The sequence below is a fragment of the Chryseobacterium sp. NRRL B-14798 genome (assembly GCF_050470705.1).
GTDB classification, from domain to species: domain Bacteria; phylum Bacteroidota; class Bacteroidia; order Flavobacteriales; family Weeksellaceae; genus Chryseobacterium; species Chryseobacterium cupriresistens.
Map to the genome: position 1 here is coordinate 1,332,535 of NZ_JBFLUL010000005.1, position 18,351 is coordinate 1,350,885.

The following is an 18,351-nucleotide window of genomic DNA, read 5'->3' on the forward strand; positions in this document are numbered from 1 at the left end:
GAAAGTCAATTTCTTTTAATTGAGTGAATGTTGTATTAATATTGTTTTCACCAATTCAAAACGCTAAATATAATAAAATATGAAAAATTTTTACAGAATGTCAATGAAAATATTGATAGCTTATCTTTTCTTGAAATTTGGTTTTGCAGAAGCGCAGCTTACTGTAATCGGCTTGGGAAATTATAATGTAGGCGCAGTATCGGATAATGGAGTAGTAAGCTTGCACACCAGTGCAGGAAGTATATATAAATGGAATGCTGCAGGAGGACTCGTACAGATAGGTTCTATAACAAACGGATATCCGGCTGCAGGCAGAACCATTGTTTCGAATGACGGAACCAAAATATCGTCGTCGGTTACCAATGCCGCAACAGGATTCAATGAAATATCTACTTATGATGTCGCTACGGCCACATGGGTAAACAGAGGCGGGCTTGTACCTACAGGATGGGATGGCAGCGTAAGCTCTACCTGGGGAATGTCGACTGATGGAAATACTATTGTTGGTCTTGGTTTTCTCACCGCAGCGAATGCGCATGCTGTGAAATGGGATGAAGTAAACGGCGTGGTAGATCTGGGAAGTATAGTTCCCGGACGCAGCTCCAGAGCAAACGCAATCAATGCAGCAGGAACAGTGATTGTAGGCTGGCAGGATGAATCAACCGGAACAAGAAGCGGAGCAAAATGGCAGGATGGAGTGGAAAGTTTTATTACAGATAATAATGGGAATCATGTAGGAGAAGCAGGAGGAATTTCTGCTGACGGAAATACAATAATAGGTTCGGCAAATCCTAATCCTTATGTATGGAATGCTGTGAGCGGACTTACTTATATAACGCATCCTAATGCTTCTTTCAGCTTCAAAGGAGGTGCCACCGGGATTTCTGCTGATGGGAAAAAAGTGATCGGGTATTACAGAGCATTTGGGGCTCCTCCCATGTCAGGAGAAGGCTTTATCTGGACCTCTGCCGCCGGGAGAATTAACCTGAATGATTATGCGGCATCTTTAGGAATTGCCACTAATGGAGTAACAATGGGACTTCCTCTTGCAATTTCACAGGACGGAAAGAAAATTGCCGGGTCAGGGACGAATGCTTCAGGGCAGATGATTGCTTTTTACCTGGATACTTCTGAATTTTTATCGGTGAGTGATGCTGTGAAAGAGAAAAACAATACAAGTATCTATCCTAATCCAGTGGCTGACATCCTGTATTTTAAAGGAAAAGGAAAAATAGAGAAAGCAGAAATTTATAATATGGTTGGACAAAAGGTAAAATCATTGGATACTGTAGAAGGACAGATTGATGTTTCATCCCTGTCAAAAGGAGATTATATTTTACAATATTCCGTAAAAGGAGTACAACAGGAGTCTTATAAATTTATTAAAAAGTAACATATATAAATAGTAAAGTAGTGGGATGAATGGCTGTTTTCAATATTGAAAGCGGCCGTTCTTTTTTGTGTATATAACAAAAGGATAGCATATTTTGTATAGAAAAGTCTGGTTTTTGGCAAATACATATAAAAAACTATCTTTGCAAAAATTTTGGTTTCCAGTATTTTGGAATGAAAAGGGAATCGGGTGTAACTCCCGGACTGTCCCCGCAACTGTAAATCGCAACACAAGTTTCTGCAAAACGCCACTGTGTAAAAACGGGAAGGAGCAGAATGCGAAAGTCAGGAGACCTGCCAGGATTATAATTAAAAACATATTGCTTTCGGAGGAAAAGTAAAAAAGTATGGATATAAAAAGATCTTTAGTACTGCTTTTTTCATCTTATGGGTGTTTTCTTTTTGGACAAGAGAAAACTATTGACACTATTTATGTCTTCGACAACCAGATGAACAGGGTGAAACTTTTTCATCCCGTAAAAACAATTACAGCAGAAGATGCTGAAAAAAACTCCGGTAATCTTTCGGAGCTTCTGAGGTTTCAGTCGCAGGTTTTCATTAAAGAAAATGGCCGTGGTGCTGTTTCTTCGCCTTCTTTCAGAGGAACAACTGCCCAGCAGACTGCATTCGTATGGAACGGAATTAATATCAATTCTAATTTTTTAGGCCAGGGAGATATCAATAATATTGCTTTGTTCGGCTATGATCAGATCGGTATCAAAGCGGGTGGAGGAAGTGTAGTGTACGGAAGTGGTGCCATCGGGGGAAGTATTCACCTGAATAATACTCTTGATTTTAATAAAGGCTTCCATGGTTCTTTATTCTCTGAAGTGGCTTCCTTTAATACCTATAATAACTTTGTAAAAGGTTCTTACAGCAATGATAAGTTCAGTTTTAAAGCCTCCGGAAATTATTCTGTAAGTGAAAATGATTATAAGGTAAGCGATCTGAATTACATCAACAGAAACGGGAATTATTACAATACGACGTTCAATGTAGGAGCATCCTATAAAATTACAAACGATCATAAGGTTTCGTGGCAAAGCCAGTTTTTTGATTCTTCACAGCATTATCCTGTATATGAGGAAACGGGAACAAAAACAAAATATACAACTCAAAGTGTAAGAAGTCTTCTTTCTTGGGACTGGAACAAAGCGAAGTTCAGTAATTCCCTTAAAGCAGCCTATACGGAAGAGAATTTTCAGTATTTCGGTTCGTTAAACCAACCTAAATCCAGTGGAGGAACCGGGAAAAATTATATCTTTAAAAATGATTTTAATTATTTCCTGAATTCAAAATGGAATTTTAATATCATCGGAGAATTTCAGATTAATAAAGGAGAAGGGTACGAGAGCGGAATATCCAATGTCAGCAGGAATATAGGTTCTGTTTCAGGATTATTGCGGTATTTTGCAACAAAAGATCTGCGTTTTGAAGGAGGATTCAAAAAAGATTTTGTAGAAGATGTAAAGTCTCCTTTTATGTATTCATTCTCCGGAAAATGGAACGCCGCAAAATGGTATGATCTGAGTATTAACGTATCCAAAAACTTCAGATATCCTTCATTTAATGATATTTATTATGAACCGGGAGGAAATAAAGATCTGAGACCGGAAACCTCTACTCAGGTGGATATGACCAATGAGTTCAAAGTGGGAGATTTCAAACTTACTCTGTCTCCCTACTATATGAACATCACAGATCTTATTGTATGGCTTCCAACGGCTATGGGATACTGGCAGGCATACAATGTCAATAAATCCGAATCTTACGGGCTGGAATCCCTGTTGTCTTTCAGCAAGCAGTGGGGAAATCATAAATTCAGAGCCAATGCAGCATACTATTATGCAAAAGCTATCGATAAAGAAACGAAGATGCAGAGACCTTACGTTCCCATGCACAGGGGAAATGCCGGTATAGATTACGAATATGGTTTCTTCAGGTTTTATGCACAGGGACAGCTGAACGGTGTTACCTACACCACAAGTGATGAAAAGAGATCAGAAGCTATAGATCCTTATTTTCTTTTAAATATGGGAGTTTCTGCCACCTTAGCAAAAAAATATACCTTAGGGTTTAAAGTGAATAATCTAACCAATACCTACTATAAAACCGTTTCTTTCTATCCTTTACCAAAAAGAAACTATAGTGTGTATGCAGCAATAAATTTTTAATAAATTAAAATTGAATAAATTATGAAAATAACTAAACTTTTAACTGTCTTATTTGCAGTTGTACTATTGTTTAATATGTCTTCATGTACAAGTGACTCTGCCGAGTTTGAAATTTCTCCGATCACTTACCAGAACGGATATTTTATCTCTAATGAAGGTAATTTTAACAGCCAGGGTGCTAAAGTAACATTCCTGACAAGAGATTTAAGCTTAAAGCAGGATGACGTATATGGGTACAATAACAATAAAGAAATTCTGGGTGACGTTCTTCAGACCATTGGTCTTAATGGAAATAAGGCTTATCTTGTGATCAATAACTCAAACAAAATTGTTGTAGTAGACCGTTATACATTTAAGAAATTAGGAGTAATCACTAATCAGATTGATAACCCGAGAGGAATTGCTTTTGCTAATGATTTTATCTATGTTGCTAATCTAAACTTCTCTACGAATGCAACAAGTGTAACAAAATATAAGGCTTCCGACTATTCATTTGTAAGCAAAATCACGATGACAGGCGGGGCTGATAAAGCAGTAGAAGCAGGTGGAAATATTTTTGTGCAGAATGCTACTTCCGGATATGGAAATATGATTACTTATATCAATACTTCTAATGACAGTAAAACTGAACTTACTGTTCCGAATGGTAAGATTAACAGTACTATTTCATACAAATCCAATGTATATACAATTTCTTCTACAGCTACTGATTCTTATATCTATAAAATCTCCGGCACAGGGGCTATGACACCGGTAGTTACGTTGACAGGAATTCCAAGTGCTACCAATCTTCAGATTGATAATGATAAAATCTATTTCAGTTCTGCCAATAAAGTGTATACAACAAGTTTAGCTACACCAACAGTTCCTGCAAGCCCGCTATTAACAGCTGCAGATGGTGGTCCTTATTTTACGCTTTATGGATTTAATGTTATTGATGGTAGAATTTTTGCATCAGATGTTAAACAATTCACTCAGGAAAGCGAAATGACTGTATATTCAGCAACTACGGGTACCAAGCTTACTTCCCTTAAAACAGGTGGTCTTGGTGCTAACGGAACTTTCCTTAACCCGCAATAATTATTACTTCTAAAAATAATTTTTTATTTTTTCATCATTTGTGTTTTTTTCCGGCCGGTTTCGAAGAAACCGGCCGGCTTTGTTTCCTTAAGAAAAAAAATCCGGCGGGATGGAACATCCCGCCGGAATTTTTAATATTTTTCTAAATCGAATTATAAGGTTAATCCCAGTTTCTCAGCTTCAGCAATGACAAATTTCGTCGCTTCTTCTTTTTCATTGGGAATTTCACCTTCAAGAATAGCTTCTTTCACTTTCTCTTTCAGGATACCAATTTCACGGCCCGGCTTAAGATTAAACATTTCCATAATTTCTTCTCCGGTGATCGGCGGCTGGAAGTTTCTTACCTGATCTTTTTCTTCCACTTCCTTGATCTTGACCGCTACATATTCAAAGTTTCTTTTGAATTTCTCCTGTTTTTTAGAATTTTTAGTGGTAATATCTGCCTTGCAAAGGGTGAAAAGGTCTTCCAGATCTTCTCCTGCATCAAATAAAAGTCTTCTTAATGCAGAATCTGAAGCATCATCCGTAATCAGCGCAATTGGCCTTGATGAAAGCTTGACCATTTTCTGAACATATTTCATGTCACTTCCCAAAGGTAATTTCAATCTCTGGAAAAGTGTTTTTACCATTTTTGAACCTAAAAATTCATGCCCGTGAAAAGTCCATCCTGTTCCTTCTACAAACTTTTTCGTCGGAGCTTTCCCAATGTCATGAAGAAGGGCAGACCAGCGAAGCCAAAGATTATCGGTATTCACAGAAATATTATCCACTACTTCCAGCGTATGGTAAAAGTTATCCTTATGAGTTTGTCCTTCCACTTCTTCCACGCCTTTCAGTTCGATCAGTTCAGGAATAACAAGCTTCATAAGACCGGTTTGTTCCATCAGTCTCAATCCGATAGACGGTTTTTCAGACATCATGATTTTGTTAAACTCTACCATGATTCTTTCCATGGAAACAATCCTGATTCTTTCTGCTTCCTGTTGGATCGCTTTCAGAGAATTTTCCTCAATTTTAAAATTTAAAGTGGAAGCAAAACGTACTGCTCTCATCATCCTTAACGGATCATCAGAATAGGTTTGTGCTGGTTCCAGGGGAGTTCTTAAAATTTCTTTTTCAAGATCATCAATCCCATTGAAAGGATCAATCAATTCTCCGAAATTATTTTTATTTAAAGAAATAGCCATCGCATTGATGGTGAAATCTCTTCTTTTCTGGTCATCTTCAAGACTTCCGCCTTCCACTTCCGGCTTCCGGCTGTTTTCTGTGTAGCTTTCCTTTCTTGCTCCCACAAACTCAAGTTCAAGTTCTTTATACTTGATCATAGCCGTTCCGTAAGTTTTGAATACGGAAACCTTCAATTTCGGATCTATATCCTGAGCTACATGCTGAGCAAGCTCAATACCGCTTTGTTCCGTTACAAAATCTATATCGGTAGATGCTTTTCTGTTCATCAGCAGATCTCGCACATAACCACCCACAATGTATACGGACTGGTTATTCCTTTCTGCTGCTTCAGAAATGATTTTAAATAGTTTTAAATTCTTATTTTGATTAAGATTAATTTTCATCGTTGATAATAGTGACAATTTCTACGTATGTTACCCATTAATCATAATGAGCATACATTCTACTAATTTTTCCCTCTTCATTAAAAAACATGACTTCAACGGCATGTTTATCCATAATCGACTTATAAAATAATGCTACCGAATCTACTCCTGCTGTGGAATGGATCAGATCAAAATGGAGGTCAGGAAATTTATCCAATGCCTTTCTCCAATATTCACGAACAGCTTCTTTTCCTTTTAAAGAACTTTCTTTACCGCCCGTAGCCAGTGCAATCATAGGAGTTGTAATCTCAATATCATCTGAATAGTGGGAAAGTATATCCTCCAGATCATGAGAATTCCACGCATTGATCCACATTTGGGCAAATTCGTGATGATTCATAGCAAATAGTTTATGAGTTGAGTTTGCAAAGATAGAATTAAAAAAAAGAAATCCTGCCGATATGAACTGACAAGACTCTAAAAAGTAAACATAAAAGTTCAGAATTCTTATTCCCGAAGAACTTTTATTCTGTTGTCATTCCATATTTTGATCACCGAAGAACCTGAGTATTTTGAAACTTTTTCTCTGTCTTCTTCCACTGCATAATCTACAAGGCTGATTATTTCCTCAGAAATATCAGAGAATTTCAATGGACTTTTTTCACCGCTGAAATTGGCAGAGGTAGATACCAATGGTCTGTTCAGTTTTGTAATCAGTTTTTTACAGAAATCATTTTTTACAAGACGAATTCCGATACTTCCATCCTCTGCAAGAAGTTCTTTGGGTAAACCTCTTGGGTTTTCGTAAACGATAGTTACCGGTTTTTCACTGAGATCAATAATTTCCCAGGCCATTTCAGGAACATCCACAAGATCCTGAAGTCTTTTCTCAGATTCCACAAGGATGATCATGGATTTGTTTTTTTCGCGCTTTTTAATGTCAAAAATCTTATTGACTGCTTCTATATTGGTGGCATCACAACCAATTCCCCAGATAGTATCAGTAGGGTAAAGAATTGTTCCGCCGGATTTTAATATTTCGATAATATGTTCCATAATTGTAGTGAATTCAAAGAATGGATAAAGGTAGAAAATATAAGAATTTCAGGCAAAAAAATGGGGTTTAAATATGATTTTTCAGCTTGATTATTATGACAAGATGCAAAGATTATAATCCATGAAAAAATGAATTAAAATAAGTTGTACGCTTAATAGGCTCAATATAATCAGGATGTAGTATTTTTTTGAAATCTTTTTTGGTAAGATGTTGTGAAATCAAGACAGGGAAATTTGATCTTGAACCTTCTTTAATTAAAGTATAAAGAATCGCATTGTTTTTAAAAAATACAATGGTTGTCTGTTCATAATCTTTACCCAAACTGTAGAGATCTGTCGGTTCATTAAGGAAAATCAGATTCCCAGAAATCTTTGAAATTCTATGATGATGTTTTTTTCCATACTCAATGATTCTGCTTTTAGCTTCTTCTTTAGGAATTTCAAACTTAATTTCTTTCAAATGTTTTTCGGTGTATTTACAATACAGCACATATACGCTACAGATGAATAAACTTATAAGAATTGCACACTCGAAGCTGTTATTAAAAGAAAAATCTACTTCTTTTAATAACAGCAGAGAAGCTCCTGCCAATGCAGAAAATCCAAAATAGATCGAGATCGTATCAAACTTATCGTATGAACTTTCTTCAAAAACTAATTTTTCAGTTTGAATACTTTCTGTGATTCTTAAATTTTTTATAGATCTCATTGCACATCAGGATGAGAATTTATGATTGATAAATTTAGATTTTATGGATAAATATAATGAGCCAGCTATTAAAAATGCAATAGAAGCTATCCACAAAAAATAACCTGTTTCCAAGCTGTATATTCTTCCCATTCTTCCATTTTCTGCAGCCAGAATTTCCTTCCAGAAAAAAAATGTTCCTGCAATTAAAAAAGCTTTTGCAGCCAATATCATAGAAATTAAAAAATATTTTTTATAACAGAATACCACTGCAATAAAGAACTAAATATTAGCTGTCCATACCAGAAATTCAAATAAGCCCCCGCCTAAAAAGCTAATCGAACCTATAAGAAAAGTTTCAAATGATTTATAATCTTTAATCTCTCCCATATCTTCAACTTTAAAAGCTGTAAAACAAAAAGAAATTATGAAAATTAACAGGCTGGCAAGGGGAATTCGTTTTCTTACATCCATCCCAATTTCGATAAATACCTTTCCTCAATAATATTCAGGTGGTGATAATTGTGACCTATAATCAGTTTTCCGATAGTTTCTACAGATATTTCATGGCCATTGGCTGTTCCTGTATTCTGTAAAGCAGAAGGTTGAAGAGTTTCTAATAAAATCTGTGAAGATTTTCTCACCAGTTTGTATTCTTCCAAAAGAGATTCCAGGCTTCTTTCACCTGCAAAAGAATTTTCTGCATATTCATTTTCATCAAATCCGGGAAGATTGTTTTTTTCTCCTCTCGCAAAAGCTAATATTCTGTATTGGAAGACTCTTTCTGTATCAGATAAGTGGAGTAGAAGACCTTTTAAAGTCCATTTTCCTTCTGCATAAGCAAAATTAGATTGTTCTTCGGTAAGGTTGGAATAAATTCCGATGGTTTTGTCTGCTGATATCTGCAGTTCATTGATCCAGTTTCCTGATGGAATCTGATCTAAATATCTTTGGATGTATTTTTGAAAGTCGGTCATATTATTTTTTGTTTGGGTTACGGGTTTTCGGGATTCGGGGTCTTGAGATTCGGGATGGTGAGTGTAACGCATCAATTACTCATTAATCATGATTCGTCCACTCGTAGAAATTTACAGAGTCATAAAGCTCAAAACCGCTGGCTGGATACAATTGGTTTCCAATATCATTGCTTTTTCCTGTTTCTAAAAGAATTCCACATGCTTTTGAGGAACGGCAGAGTTGCTTAGATTCTTCAATCAGTTTTTTAGAGTATCCTTTTCCTCTGTGACTTTCATTTACATACAGGTCGTTCAGCAGCCAGTAACGCTGCATTCTTGTAGATGAAAATATAGGATATAGCTGTACAAAACCTGTCAGGTTACCATTTTCTTCCGTAACAAAAATTTCGGAATCTTTGTTTTCAAGTCTGTCCTGAAGAAAGGTTGTAGCAGCAGGAATATCTGATTCTTTGTGATAAAATATCCTGTACTGATCAAATAATTCTACGAGTTGTGGTAAGTCGGAAATAGTTGCTTTCCTTGAGTTTTTCATAATATCAGTTGGTGTTATAATAAATGAGAAGGATTATCAAAACCCTTCTCATTTAATGTATTGTATGTTAAGAAAAAGCTTTCTCAAGATCTGCAATAAGATCCTCTGCATCTTCAATGCCTACGCTTAAACGAACAAGGTCGTCTGTGATTCCCAGTTCAGCACGTTTTTCTGCCGGGATTGAAGCGTGAGTCATCAACGCAGGGTGGTTAGCCAAAGATTCTACACCTCCTAAAGATTCCGCAAGGGTAAATACTCTTACTTTTTCCAAGAATTTGACAGCATCTTCTTTCTTACTAGATTTAAAAGTGAATGAAACCATTCCCCCTGATTCCTTCATCTGGGATTTTGCCAGTTCATACTGTGGATGAGATTCCAATCCCGGATAAATTACCTTATCCACAGCTGGATGTGTCTCAAGGTACTTCGCTACAGCAAGACCATTGTCCGAATGTCTCTGCATTCTTAAGGCCAGTGTTTTAATTCCTCTCAATACAAGATAAGAATCGTGAGGACCTAAAATACCACCGCTTGCAAACTGAATAAAGTGAAGTTTTTCTCCCAGTTCGGCATCTTTAGCAATAAGAGCTCCTGCAATCACATCAGAATGGCCTCCTAAATATTTCGTTGCGGAGTGCATTACAATGTCAGCTCCCAAATCAATAGGTCTCTGGATATAAGGCGTAGCAAAAGTATTGTCTACTGCTACCAGAATATCTTTCCCTTTTGCAACTTCTACTACTGCTTTGATATCTACTAATTTCATCAAAGGATTCGTAGGAGTTTCTACCCAGATCAGTTTTGTTTTATCTGTAATGACATCAGCAATTTTAGAAACATCGTCAAAATTTACGAATGTGAATTTCAGCTGATATTTTTCGAAAAGTCTCGTGAACATTCTGTAAGTTCCTCCGTAAAGGTCATCTACAGCAATCACTTCATCACCAGGGTTTAATAATTTCAAAACACAGTCGATGGCTGCAAGACCGGAACCGAAAGCCAGACCTCTCGCTCCGTTTTCAATACTTGCCAAAGAATCTTCCAATGCCTGTCTTGTAGGATTGGCAGCTCTTGAATATTCGTATCCGGAATGTACTCCCGGACTCTTCTGTGCAAACGTAGAGGTTAAAAATACAGGTACATTTACAGAACCTGTTGCAGACTCGTGGTGCTGCCCTCCGTGAATTACTTTTGTATTAAAATTCATAATTTTTTGCTTTAGGCTTAGCATTAAACAATAAAGTATATTGCTTAAGCGGATTGTTTTATTAAAATTTGCTCTAGCTGAATACAAAAAGCTTACCGCTTACTGCCTGCAGCTTACTGCAATTATATTTTTTTACTTAATAGCAGATTTTACCGCAAATTCTTCTGCAATTTCTTCCATCCACTGCGCTACATCTTCTTCTCCGGTTGCTCTCTGATACGTATTTCCTAGAGATATTAAAATCTGGTGGATAAACATCTTCATCTGGTCTACAGGCATTTCTTTGGTCCAAAGATCAATTCTTAACGCTTCTCTTGTTTTATCATCCCATACGGAAATCATGGTTGCTTTGGTATCTTGTTTTTCAATACCGCCATCCTGAGCGTTCCATGTAATATTTTCCGGTACGTGATTTTCATCAAGCTCTACATCTATCGTAATCTGAGTCTTTCTCATTTTTCTATTTTTTCTAAATTCTAAAATTTCTATTATTTAAGTTTCGGTTTATAACCGGATTGATTAAAAATTGTGGTAGCATCCATTTTCAGGAACTCTGTTAACTTTGTTTCAGGCTTTTCTTTAAAGTATGCTTTACAGATCTGCCAGCCTGTAAAAATCCCGATTTGTGGTGAAGATTCATTGTCAATTTCTGTATAAAACTTCGAGAATGGGCCTGGGGAAATAAAACGTTCTCCCAGTCTCGGATCATCGCCGAAGATCAGATTACTTTCTACAAAATAATTCCAGATATTCGCCTCATTACTGGTTGCCCATTCATACTGCTTTTGAGTATAATTCATTTTCAGATAATCGGGAGTATCCGGAAGAAAAGCATCCTGAAGAATCATTACTTTTCCGTTCAGAATCATCTGATCAATGAATTTCTGATGATCAGGAGATTCCGTTACAATATTTTCTGCAAACAACTGTGATACTTTAGGAACAATATTCTGTGGATTCATTGATTTTTGGAAATACAACTCCAGCCCTTTGTAATTAGGATTTCCATCACCCATAAAACCGGTTACATCTATGAATAACAGATTGCCTTTTTCATCATAAAATATAGGATCCTGTACCATCTGTAGAGCAGATGAGAACAGATATACTTTTGGATTTTTAAATTGAGGAAAGTAATATTTGATATGAGAAAATAAGCTCTGAAGCTCATTTTGCAGCTTTGCCTGATCTATTTTCCCGATAGCTTCCTTGTAGATTTTTATCTCCTCAGCATCTGCTCTTCTTTTTTCGAAATCAGCATCAGAAACACTTCCCTGGAACCAAGGAAATTGAGCTTTAAACTGATCCAATGGAATGTTCTGATTATAGAATTCTTTGGAAATATCTGTAATGTCAACTTTTTCGGCAGTTTGTTTGACTTCGACCTTCCATTGATTTTCAGGTTCTTTTTTGCAGGAAACAAGCCCGGCAGCTAAAACGAAAGAAAGCGCAATATATCTAAAAATCTTCATTATTTTTACATGGAATTTAAGTTTACAAAAATAAGGATTAAATACACAATTCATGATGAAAATTAAAATATTTACAGCGGGTTGCCTTATTTCCGGGCTTTCTTTTTTCTGCGGGCAAAACCTTGAATTTAAAGATAAAAACTTTGAAAAAGCAGTGCTGGAAAATTTTGATCTGAATAGAAACGGAATACTTGAATCTCCGGAAGCAGGTAGGGTTACCAATCTGTTCCTGGTTCAGAAAGGAATTACTTCTGTAGAAGATCTGTCACTTTTTAAAAACGTGAAAATGGTTATTCTCGATGATAATAGAATTTCCAGCATTGTACTTAATGATTTGTCTCAGCTTGAATTATTTTCATGTACGGGATGCAAAATTTCTTCATTCAAAGCCGAAAACCTTAAAAATTTAAGTTCATTATATCTCGATAATAATTTGTTGGAAAGTATTTCGCTGATGGAGATTCCGAAAATTGATCAATTAACATTATCTTTAAATCAATTAAAAATAATAAATCTGCTTCAGTTTAAAGTATTAAGAAAGCTGAATGTACAGCATAACAAGCTTCAGAAAATTGATATTTCCGGCAACCCGGCTTTACAAACCCTTAATATCATGGGGAATAAGATAAGAGAAACAGATATAAAGAAGGGTGCTAAAACTAACGTAACCATTTTTGGAGCTGAAGAATAGACTAATATTATGATGATAGAAACAGAACGACTGATTTTAAGAAAACTCGAAGATGAAGATTTTGAACGCATATTTTTGCTGGATTCCAATCCTGAAGTTATGAAATACATTGGTGTACCGGCTTTGACGGATATCAATGAATCAAAAAAGGTCATCAGCATGATTCAGAAACAGTATGAGGAGAATGGAGTAGGAAGGCTTGGAGTAGTAGAAAAAGAGAGCGGACTTCTGATAGGATGGAGCGGCTTGAAACTGCTTACCCATGAAACCAATGGTTATAAAAATGTGCTGGAACTGGGATATCGTTTTCTGCCGGAATCATGGGGAAAAGGATATGCTGTGGAATCCGGAAAAGCTTCTCTGGATTATGGTTTTAATGATTTAAATGCAGAAGTCATTTATGCCTATGCCCATTCTGAACATGATGCTTCCAATCATATTCTAAGAAAATTAGGTTTTGAAAAAACCGACGAGTTTGAAGAACCCGACGGAATCTGTTTCTGGTATGAACTGAAGCGTGAAAAATACAGTAAAAAATGATAACAATACGAAAAGAAGAAAAAGAAGATCATCAAAAGGTCTTTCAGCTGACGGAAGAAGCTTTCAGAGAAATGGAATACAGTAATCATCAGGAACAGTTTCTGGTAGAAAAACTAAGACGTTCAGAAGCTTTCATCCCGGAATTATCATTGGTGGCCGAAGATGAAAAGGGTAGAATTGCAGGACATATTCTGTTTACTAAAATTAAAATTGTCAATGAAGAAAAATCGTTTGAATCCCTTGCACTGGCACCTGTTTCCGTAAAACCTGAGTTCCAGAATCAGGGAATCGGAACGAAACTGATTCTGGAAGGACATCGAATTGCCAAAGAATTAGGATATGAATCTGTAATCCTTATCGGACATGAAAAATATTATCCGCGCTTTGGTTACAAAAAAACAAGTAATTTTGGAATTTCTTTTCCATTTGATATTCCGGAAGAAAACGGAATGGCTGTAGAATTGGTAAAAGACGGATTAAAAGATAAAAAAGGAGTGGTAAAATACCCTCATGAATTTGGAATAGACTAAAAAATATAAATAATGCAGACACAAAAAGTAATAGATCATATTGTAAGCTGGTTAAAGGATTATGCTACAAATGCTAAAGTAAACGGATATGTAATCGGAGTTTCCGGAGGTGTAGATTCCGGAGTAGTTTCTACTTTAGCAGCAATGACAGGCATGAAAACATTACTAATCGGAATGCCGATCCGTCAGAAAGCTGATCAGGTAGATCGTGCACAGGATCATATGAATGATCTTAAATCCAGATTTCCCAATGTAGAAACAATATCTGTAAATCTGACCCCGGCCTTTGAAGAGATCTATAAAACCTTCCATGTAAATGATGAGGTGTATCCCAATGAGAATTTGACTTTTGCCAACACAAGAGCACGTCTCAGAATGCTTACACTTTATTATTACGGACAGCTGAACGGGCTTCTTGTTTGTGGAACAGGAAACAAAGTAGAAGATTTCGGAATTGGATTTTATACAAAATATGGAGATGGTGGGGTAGATGTTTCACCTATTGCAGATCTTTATAAAACTGAAGTATATGAACTTGCTAAAGGATTAAATCTTATCAAAAGCATTCAGGAGGCTATTCCTACCGATGGACTTTGGGATACGGAAAGAACAGATGAACAACAGATTGGTGCAAGTTATCCGGAACTGGAAAAAATCCAGAAAGAATACGGAACGAAAACGGCTGAAGATTACGAAGGGAGAGATAAGGAAGTGTTCCTGATCTTCGACAGAATGCATAAAGCTGCCAGACATAAGATGGATCCTATCCCGGTTTGCGATATTCCTGAAGAATGGAGAGCATAACAATACTATTCATTGGTAAGCTGACTAATACATCATATAGTAAATAATAGTTATGAACGGAAAAATAAGATCTGTATTTTTTATATGTCTGGGACTCCTTTTCGGAATGTCTGTAATGTATGTCTACAGAAACTTTATTGAAAATAAGAAAGATCGGTCAGATTCTGTAAAAAAAGAAGCAGTGAGTTACGGAAGTACTTCTTCCGATGGAAGTTCATCTGGTCAGGTTTCTATAGATCAGCTTACAGAGGAGAAAATGGTAATCAGCTATGTAAAGCAAAATCATAAGCTTCCGGATTATTATATCACTAAAAAAGAAGCAAGGAAACAAGGTTGGAATCCTTCTCAAGGAAATCTTTGTGATGTACTACCTGGAAAAGCTATCGGCGGAGATCATTTCGGAAACAGAGAAGGACGTTTGCCGGATGGAGAACGATACTTTGAAGCAGATGTAAACTATCATTGTGGTGGAAGAAATGCTGACCGTATCATCTACACTCAAAATGGCGATGTATACCTTACCAAAAACCATTATAAGAGCTTTGAAAAGCAATAACGTCATTGCGAGGAACGGAGTGACGAAGCAATCTCTATAAAAGAATCACAGATGAAAGCAGGTTTTGTCTACATTATGACGAATAAAAATCATACTACTCTTTACACAGGAGTGACTTCAAATCTGCCTAAACGTGTTCAACAGCATAAAGAATCATATTATTCTCAAAGCTTTACTTCAAGATATAATTTATATATATTGGTATACTGGGAATCCTTTCAGGAAATAGGTGATGCTATATATAGAGAAAAACAAATAAAAGCAGGTTCCAGGCAAAAGAAACTGGATTTAATCAATAGTATAAACCCTGATTGGAATGGTCTTGCGGAGGATGTGGAAGATATTATGGATGTTTTCTGAGATTGCTTCGTCGCTAAGCTTCTCGCAATGACTAGTGCATAATTTGTATTTAAGGGGTGATAAGTCGTAATTTTGAAAAATAAAATATTGTATGAGTGGCTCTGAAAAGATCCGCAAAAATGCAAGACTTTTTTAATCAATAAAAATTGGAAATTTAATTCAATATGAAGACAGTATATATAGATTTTACGGACATAGGTGACTATGAAGATTTTTACGCCCAGCTCAAGGAGAAAATTCAGCTTCCTGAGCATTTTGGGGATAATCTTGATGCCCTTTTTGATACCATCACCGGTAGTCTGGAAATGCCGCTCCATTTAGAATTCGTCAACATGACTGTAGATCAGCTTGAGATTTTTGAAGATCTTCTGACGACGCTGGAGGATGCGGAAGAAGAAGTTGAAGAATTTAGTTTTAGCTACTATCTTGAGCAGTACGAAGACGAAGATGATGATGTAGAATCTGAAGAAGAATAAAAAAGAAAGGTTGTCCCAATACAGGAGACAGCCTTTTTTATGCTGATCCTTATTCTATAGTATTCAAATCTTTATTCCTTATCATACAAACCTAACAGGTTTTCAAAACCTGTTAGGTTTCTTATTTTATTTCACTGTAACGTTTATTCAGGATGAGCCGATGTGAACTTTTTGCTTCATAGCCTGTCAAAGTTTCAAACCTGGGCAGGGAGCTAAAATCAGGTTTCATCTGGTTACAAAAACGTAGAATCAAAATAAAAAGGAAGCAGATCTTTCACGGCATGCACTTTTACAACCTCCTCATTCATGCTTGAGAAATAAAGGTCGATATTTTCATTCTGCTTGGTTTCATACTCAATTAAACTCTGGCGGCATGCTCCACATGGAGGTATTGGTGGGTTTTTCTCATGAAACTCTTTCGGACCTCCTACTACAAAGATCTTTTTTATTTTCACATCCGGAAAATTGGCAGCTACCCAAAAAACAGTCGTTCTTTCTGCACACAATCCTGACGGATAGGCTGCATTCTCCTGGTTGTTCCCGGAATAGATTTCTCCGTTTTCCAGTAATACGGAACATCCTACCAAAAATTGAGAATAAGGTGCATAAGCATTCTCACGAGCTTCTTTGGCTCTTTCAAATAATTGTTTTTCTATATCGCTCAGCTCACTGCTATTTTTAAAATATTCGTAACCGATCTGTATGTCTTTTTTCATATATTGTCAACTAAAAAAGGGGGGTAAAATTAGTTCTTTTTAATGAAGTGGGCAATATTTATTCTTCCCCTGAAAAGTTCAATTTTTTAATGTTTAAAAATGTTATACACACCGATAAAATTCAGAAATATAGAGTTGAAAAACAGATGGGTAATGTCACCCATGTGTATGTATTCATGTGAAAACGGAGAGGCTAACGACTTCCATTTTGTACACTACGGAAGCAGATCGCAGGGCGGTACCGGTCTTTTGATGGTAGAAGCTACAGGAGTAGAACCGAAAGGAAGAATTACCAATCACTGCATGGGAATCTGGAATGATGAACAGGCAGGAAAGCTGCAAAGAATCGTAGAATTTGTACACAAAAATTCAGAAAGTAAAATAGGAATCCAGCTGGCCCATGCCGGAAGAAAAGGATCAACATGGAATAATATACAGATTCCTGTGGAAGAAGGTTGGGAAACTGTAGCTCCAAGCCCTATTCCTTATCACCCTACGGAAAGAATTCCGCATGTACTGGGTACAGATGAGGTAAAGGAGATTGTTCAGAATTTTAAAAAAGCAGCCCGAAGAGCCGTAAAAGCAGGTTTTGATGTCATCGAAATTCACGGCGCTCACGGATATCTGATCCATCAGTTTCTGTCGCCGCTTTCCAATATCCGAACGGATGAATATGGAGGAAGTTTTGAAAACAGAATCAGATTTCTGCTCGAAATTGTAGATGCTGTTAATGAAGAACTGGACGAAAATACAGCCCTTTTCGTCAGAATTTCAGGAACGGAATATGCTGAGAATGGCTGGGATATTCAGAGTAGTGTAGCGCTGGCAAAAATTTTAAAAGAACATTCCGTAGACCTTGTAGATGTATCCAGTGGTGGAAATATTCATGGAGCTAAGATCCCGGTTTTCGATGGTTATCAGGTTCCTTTTTCTTCGCAGGTGAGAAATGAGGCTGAAGTGAAGACAGGAGCGGTAGGATTGATTACCAAGGTAGAACAAGCCGAAGAAATCCTTCAGAAAGGGGATGCTGATCTTATTTTCGTAGCAAGGGAGATTCTTAGAAATCCTTATATTGCTGTTCAGGGATCTTTTGAAATGAAAGAAGACTGCTTTTTCCCGCATCAGTATACCAGAGCCAAAATCTCTTCTTAGTGAAGTCATTAATCTGTAAAACCACAGAAATGAACATTGATGATTTCATGCTTACCTGCCCCAGTAAAAAATTCCTTGGGGTAGAATGTCTGGGATGTGGTGCTCAGAGAGCGATCCTGTTGGTATTTGAAGGAAAGTTTTCGGAAGCGTTTCAAATGTATCCGGCTGTATACACTTTATTGTTATTCTTTTTGATCCTTGGGGTAAGTTTTATCGATAGAAAAAGAAAATACAGTAAAATTTTAATGATTATGGTGGTCGTTAACCTGATTATTATGGTAATCGGGTATATGTACAAACACTGTTAACTATTAGAATTAACAGTAACCGTTTGATTATTAGTTGTTTTTGTGTTTTGATCTTCTTTGGTGTTATGTAGAAAAATTTTAATAAAA

At 36.5% G+C, this 18,351-nt stretch carries 23 protein-coding genes and 1 riboswitch; of the genes, 12 read left to right on the forward strand and 11 right to left on the reverse strand.

Features of this window, described 5'->3' with window-relative positions; genetic code table 11:
• Window positions 1–79 precede the first annotated feature (79 nt).
• The 3 genes from AB1278_RS06410 to AB1278_RS06420 all read left to right on the forward strand — a co-directional run bounded on the left by AB1278_RS06410 (window position 80) and on the right by AB1278_RS06420 (window position 4,646).
• The gene (locus AB1278_RS06410; protein WP_343642038.1) at window positions 80–1,393 is read left to right on the forward strand and encodes a T9SS type A sorting domain-containing protein; all 1,314 of its coding nucleotides are present in this window, start codon (window positions 80–82) and stop codon (window positions 1,391–1,393) included.
• Window positions 1,394–1,530: 137 nt separating this feature from the next.
• A riboswitch (cobalamin riboswitch) is annotated at window positions 1,531–1,708 on the forward strand.
• Between the two features lie 31 nt (window positions 1,709–1,739).
• Entirely contained in the window at window positions 1,740–3,566 is a 1,827-nt protein-coding gene (locus AB1278_RS06415; RefSeq protein ID WP_202838853.1) for a TonB-dependent receptor plug domain-containing protein, read from the forward strand.
• Window positions 3,567–3,587: 21 nt separating this feature from the next.
• The gene (locus AB1278_RS06420) at window positions 3,588–4,646 is read left to right on the forward strand and encodes a YncE family protein (RefSeq protein WP_202838854.1); all 1,059 of its coding nucleotides are present in this window, start codon (window positions 3,588–3,590) and stop codon (window positions 4,644–4,646) included.
• A gap of 152 nt (window positions 4,647–4,798) precedes the next feature.
• Here the strand turns inward: AB1278_RS06420 and AB1278_RS06425 are convergent, their stop codons facing one another.
• The 10 genes from AB1278_RS06425 to AB1278_RS06470 form a co-directional block, all read right to left on the reverse strand.
• The gene (locus AB1278_RS06425) at window positions 4,799–6,217 is read right to left on the reverse strand and encodes a CCA tRNA nucleotidyltransferase (RefSeq protein WP_137905791.1); all 1,419 of its coding nucleotides are present in this window, start codon (window positions 6,215–6,217) and stop codon (window positions 4,799–4,801) included.
• 37 nt (window positions 6,218–6,254) lie between these two features.
• Window positions 6,255–6,599: a nuclear transport factor 2 family protein gene (locus AB1278_RS06430; RefSeq protein ID WP_395974651.1), complete on the reverse strand. Its 345-nt coding sequence runs from the start codon at window positions 6,597–6,599 to the stop codon at window positions 6,255–6,257.
• Between the two features lie 107 nt (window positions 6,600–6,706).
• Window positions 6,707–7,255 (reverse strand): L-threonylcarbamoyladenylate synthase, encoded by a 549-nt coding sequence (locus tag AB1278_RS06435; RefSeq protein ID WP_110011358.1) that lies wholly within the window; start codon window positions 7,253–7,255, stop codon window positions 6,707–6,709.
• A gap of 112 nt (window positions 7,256–7,367) precedes the next feature.
• Window positions 7,368–7,964: a hypothetical protein gene (locus tag AB1278_RS06440; RefSeq protein WP_110011359.1), complete on the reverse strand. Its 597-nt coding sequence runs from the start codon at window positions 7,962–7,964 to the stop codon at window positions 7,368–7,370.
• Between the two features lie 6 nt (window positions 7,965–7,970).
• Complete coding sequence (locus AB1278_RS06445) at window positions 7,971–8,177, reverse strand: hypothetical protein (RefSeq protein WP_429813133.1); 207 nt, start codon at window positions 8,175–8,177, stop codon at window positions 7,971–7,973.
• Window positions 8,178–8,407: 230 nt separating this feature from the next.
• Complete coding sequence (locus AB1278_RS06450; RefSeq protein WP_343642051.1) at window positions 8,408–8,920, reverse strand: DinB family protein; 513 nt, start codon at window positions 8,918–8,920, stop codon at window positions 8,408–8,410.
• 82 nt (window positions 8,921–9,002) lie between these two features.
• A complete protein-coding gene (locus AB1278_RS06455) occupies window positions 9,003–9,452 on the reverse strand; it encodes a GNAT family N-acetyltransferase (RefSeq protein ID WP_343642053.1) in 450 nt (149 codons plus the stop codon).
• Window positions 9,453–9,519: 67 nt separating this feature from the next.
• Complete coding sequence (locus AB1278_RS06460) at window positions 9,520–10,659, reverse strand: cystathionine gamma-synthase (protein WP_343642055.1); 1,140 nt, start codon at window positions 10,657–10,659, stop codon at window positions 9,520–9,522.
• 132 nt (window positions 10,660–10,791) lie between these two features.
• Window positions 10,792–11,115: a gliding motility protein GldC gene (gldC, locus tag AB1278_RS06465; protein ID WP_002977443.1), complete on the reverse strand. Its 324-nt coding sequence runs from the start codon at window positions 11,113–11,115 to the stop codon at window positions 10,792–10,794.
• 32 nt (window positions 11,116–11,147) lie between these two features.
• Complete coding sequence (locus tag AB1278_RS06470; protein WP_202838859.1) at window positions 11,148–12,131, reverse strand: gliding motility protein GldB; 984 nt, start codon at window positions 12,129–12,131, stop codon at window positions 11,148–11,150.
• Between the two features lie 52 nt (window positions 12,132–12,183).
• Here AB1278_RS06470 and AB1278_RS06475 point away from each other — a divergent pair, with 52 nt between their 5' ends.
• From AB1278_RS06475 to AB1278_RS06505, 7 genes are all read left to right on the forward strand, one after another.
• Window positions 12,184–12,822: a leucine-rich repeat domain-containing protein gene (locus AB1278_RS06475; RefSeq protein WP_202838860.1), complete on the forward strand. Its 639-nt coding sequence runs from the start codon at window positions 12,184–12,186 to the stop codon at window positions 12,820–12,822.
• 9 nt (window positions 12,823–12,831) lie between these two features.
• On the forward strand, window positions 12,832–13,362 hold the full coding sequence (locus tag AB1278_RS06480; RefSeq protein ID WP_202838861.1) for a GNAT family N-acetyltransferase: 531 nt from the start codon (window positions 12,832–12,834) through the stop codon (window positions 13,360–13,362).
• Window positions 13,359–13,892, forward strand: a complete 534-nt coding sequence (locus tag AB1278_RS06485) for a GNAT family N-acetyltransferase (protein WP_202838862.1) — start codon at window positions 13,359–13,361, stop codon at window positions 13,890–13,892. The genes AB1278_RS06480 and AB1278_RS06485 overlap by 4 nt, the downstream gene beginning before the upstream one ends.
• 12 nt (window positions 13,893–13,904) lie before the next feature.
• The gene (gene nadE, locus AB1278_RS06490; protein ID WP_202838863.1) at window positions 13,905–14,696 is read left to right on the forward strand and encodes an NAD(+) synthase; all 792 of its coding nucleotides are present in this window, start codon (window positions 13,905–13,907) and stop codon (window positions 14,694–14,696) included.
• Between the two features lie 52 nt (window positions 14,697–14,748).
• Window positions 14,749–15,252 (forward strand): ribonuclease domain-containing protein, encoded by a 504-nt coding sequence (locus tag AB1278_RS06495; RefSeq protein WP_202838864.1) that lies wholly within the window; start codon window positions 14,749–14,751, stop codon window positions 15,250–15,252.
• A 51-nt stretch (window positions 15,253–15,303) separates the two neighbouring features.
• Complete coding sequence (locus AB1278_RS06500; RefSeq protein ID WP_202838865.1) at window positions 15,304–15,612, forward strand: GIY-YIG nuclease family protein; 309 nt, start codon at window positions 15,304–15,306, stop codon at window positions 15,610–15,612.
• Window positions 15,613–15,776: 164 nt separating this feature from the next.
• On the forward strand, window positions 15,777–16,088 hold the full coding sequence (locus AB1278_RS06505) for a barstar family protein (protein WP_202838866.1): 312 nt from the start codon (window positions 15,777–15,779) through the stop codon (window positions 16,086–16,088).
• Window positions 16,089–16,321: 233 nt separating this feature from the next.
• On the opposite strand, the gene AB1278_RS06510 is transcribed toward AB1278_RS06505, so the two are convergent.
• The gene (locus AB1278_RS06510) at window positions 16,322–16,804 is read right to left on the reverse strand and encodes a cytidine deaminase (RefSeq protein WP_110011371.1); all 483 of its coding nucleotides are present in this window, start codon (window positions 16,802–16,804) and stop codon (window positions 16,322–16,324) included.
• A 99-nt stretch (window positions 16,805–16,903) separates the two neighbouring features.
• Here AB1278_RS06510 and namA point away from each other — a divergent pair, with 99 nt between their 5' ends.
• Window positions 16,904–17,956: an NADPH dehydrogenase NamA gene (namA, locus tag AB1278_RS06515; protein WP_343642067.1), complete on the forward strand. Its 1,053-nt coding sequence runs from the start codon at window positions 16,904–16,906 to the stop codon at window positions 17,954–17,956.
• Complete coding sequence (locus AB1278_RS06520; protein WP_343642069.1) at window positions 17,956–18,264, forward strand: DUF2752 domain-containing protein; 309 nt, start codon at window positions 17,956–17,958, stop codon at window positions 18,262–18,264. Before namA ends, AB1278_RS06520 begins: the two co-directional genes overlap by 1 nt.
• Window positions 18,265–18,351: the final 87 nt, after the last annotated feature.

What these genes read in the sequence shown, in the direction of transcription:
- AB1278_RS06410 (WP_343642038.1), top strand. Translation starts at nt 80, where the DNA reads ATGAAAAATTTTTACAGAATGTCAATGAAAATATTGATAGCTTATCTT.
- AB1278_RS06415 (WP_202838853.1), top strand. Translation starts at nt 1,740, where the DNA reads ATGGATATAAAAAGATCTTTAGTACTGCTTTTTTCATCTTATGGGTGT.
- AB1278_RS06420 (WP_202838854.1), top strand. Translation starts at nt 3,588, where the DNA reads ATGAAAATAACTAAACTTTTAACTGTCTTATTTGCAGTTGTACTATTG.
- AB1278_RS06425 (WP_137905791.1), bottom strand. Translation starts at nt 6,217, where the DNA reads ATGAAAATTAATCTTAATCAAAATAAGAATTTAAAACTATTTAAAATC.
- AB1278_RS06430 (WP_395974651.1), bottom strand. Translation starts at nt 6,599, where the DNA reads ATGAATCATCACGAATTTGCCCAAATGTGGATCAATGCGTGGAATTCT.
- AB1278_RS06435 (WP_110011358.1), bottom strand. Translation starts at nt 7,255, where the DNA reads ATGGAACATATTATCGAAATATTAAAATCCGGCGGAACAATTCTTTAC.
- AB1278_RS06440 (WP_110011359.1), bottom strand. Translation starts at nt 7,964, where the DNA reads ATGAGATCTATAAAAAATTTAAGAATCACAGAAAGTATTCAAACTGAA.
- AB1278_RS06445 (WP_429813133.1), bottom strand. Translation starts at nt 8,177, where the DNA reads ATGATATTGGCTGCAAAAGCTTTTTTAATTGCAGGAACATTTTTTTTC.
- AB1278_RS06450 (WP_343642051.1), bottom strand. Translation starts at nt 8,920, where the DNA reads ATGACCGACTTTCAAAAATACATCCAAAGATATTTAGATCAGATTCCA.
- AB1278_RS06455 (WP_343642053.1), bottom strand. Translation starts at nt 9,452, where the DNA reads ATGAAAAACTCAAGGAAAGCAACTATTTCCGACTTACCACAACTCGTA.
- AB1278_RS06460 (WP_343642055.1), bottom strand. Translation starts at nt 10,659, where the DNA reads ATGAATTTTAATACAAAAGTAATTCACGGAGGGCAGCACCACGAGTCT.
- gldC (WP_002977443.1), bottom strand. Translation starts at nt 11,115, where the DNA reads ATGAGAAAGACTCAGATTACGATAGATGTAGAGCTTGATGAAAATCAC.
- AB1278_RS06470 (WP_202838859.1), bottom strand. Translation starts at nt 12,131, where the DNA reads ATGAAGATTTTTAGATATATTGCGCTTTCTTTCGTTTTAGCTGCCGGG.
- AB1278_RS06475 (WP_202838860.1), top strand. Translation starts at nt 12,184, where the DNA reads ATGATGAAAATTAAAATATTTACAGCGGGTTGCCTTATTTCCGGGCTT.
- AB1278_RS06480 (WP_202838861.1), top strand. Translation starts at nt 12,832, where the DNA reads ATGATGATAGAAACAGAACGACTGATTTTAAGAAAACTCGAAGATGAA.
- AB1278_RS06485 (WP_202838862.1), top strand. Translation starts at nt 13,359, where the DNA reads ATGATAACAATACGAAAAGAAGAAAAAGAAGATCATCAAAAGGTCTTT.
- nadE (WP_202838863.1), top strand. Translation starts at nt 13,905, where the DNA reads ATGCAGACACAAAAAGTAATAGATCATATTGTAAGCTGGTTAAAGGAT.
- AB1278_RS06495 (WP_202838864.1), top strand. Translation starts at nt 14,749, where the DNA reads ATGAACGGAAAAATAAGATCTGTATTTTTTATATGTCTGGGACTCCTT.
- AB1278_RS06500 (WP_202838865.1), top strand. Translation starts at nt 15,304, where the DNA reads ATGAAAGCAGGTTTTGTCTACATTATGACGAATAAAAATCATACTACT.
- AB1278_RS06505 (WP_202838866.1), top strand. Translation starts at nt 15,777, where the DNA reads ATGAAGACAGTATATATAGATTTTACGGACATAGGTGACTATGAAGAT.
- AB1278_RS06510 (WP_110011371.1), bottom strand. Translation starts at nt 16,804, where the DNA reads ATGAAAAAAGACATACAGATCGGTTACGAATATTTTAAAAATAGCAGT.
- namA (WP_343642067.1), top strand. Translation starts at nt 16,904, where the DNA reads ATGTTATACACACCGATAAAATTCAGAAATATAGAGTTGAAAAACAGA.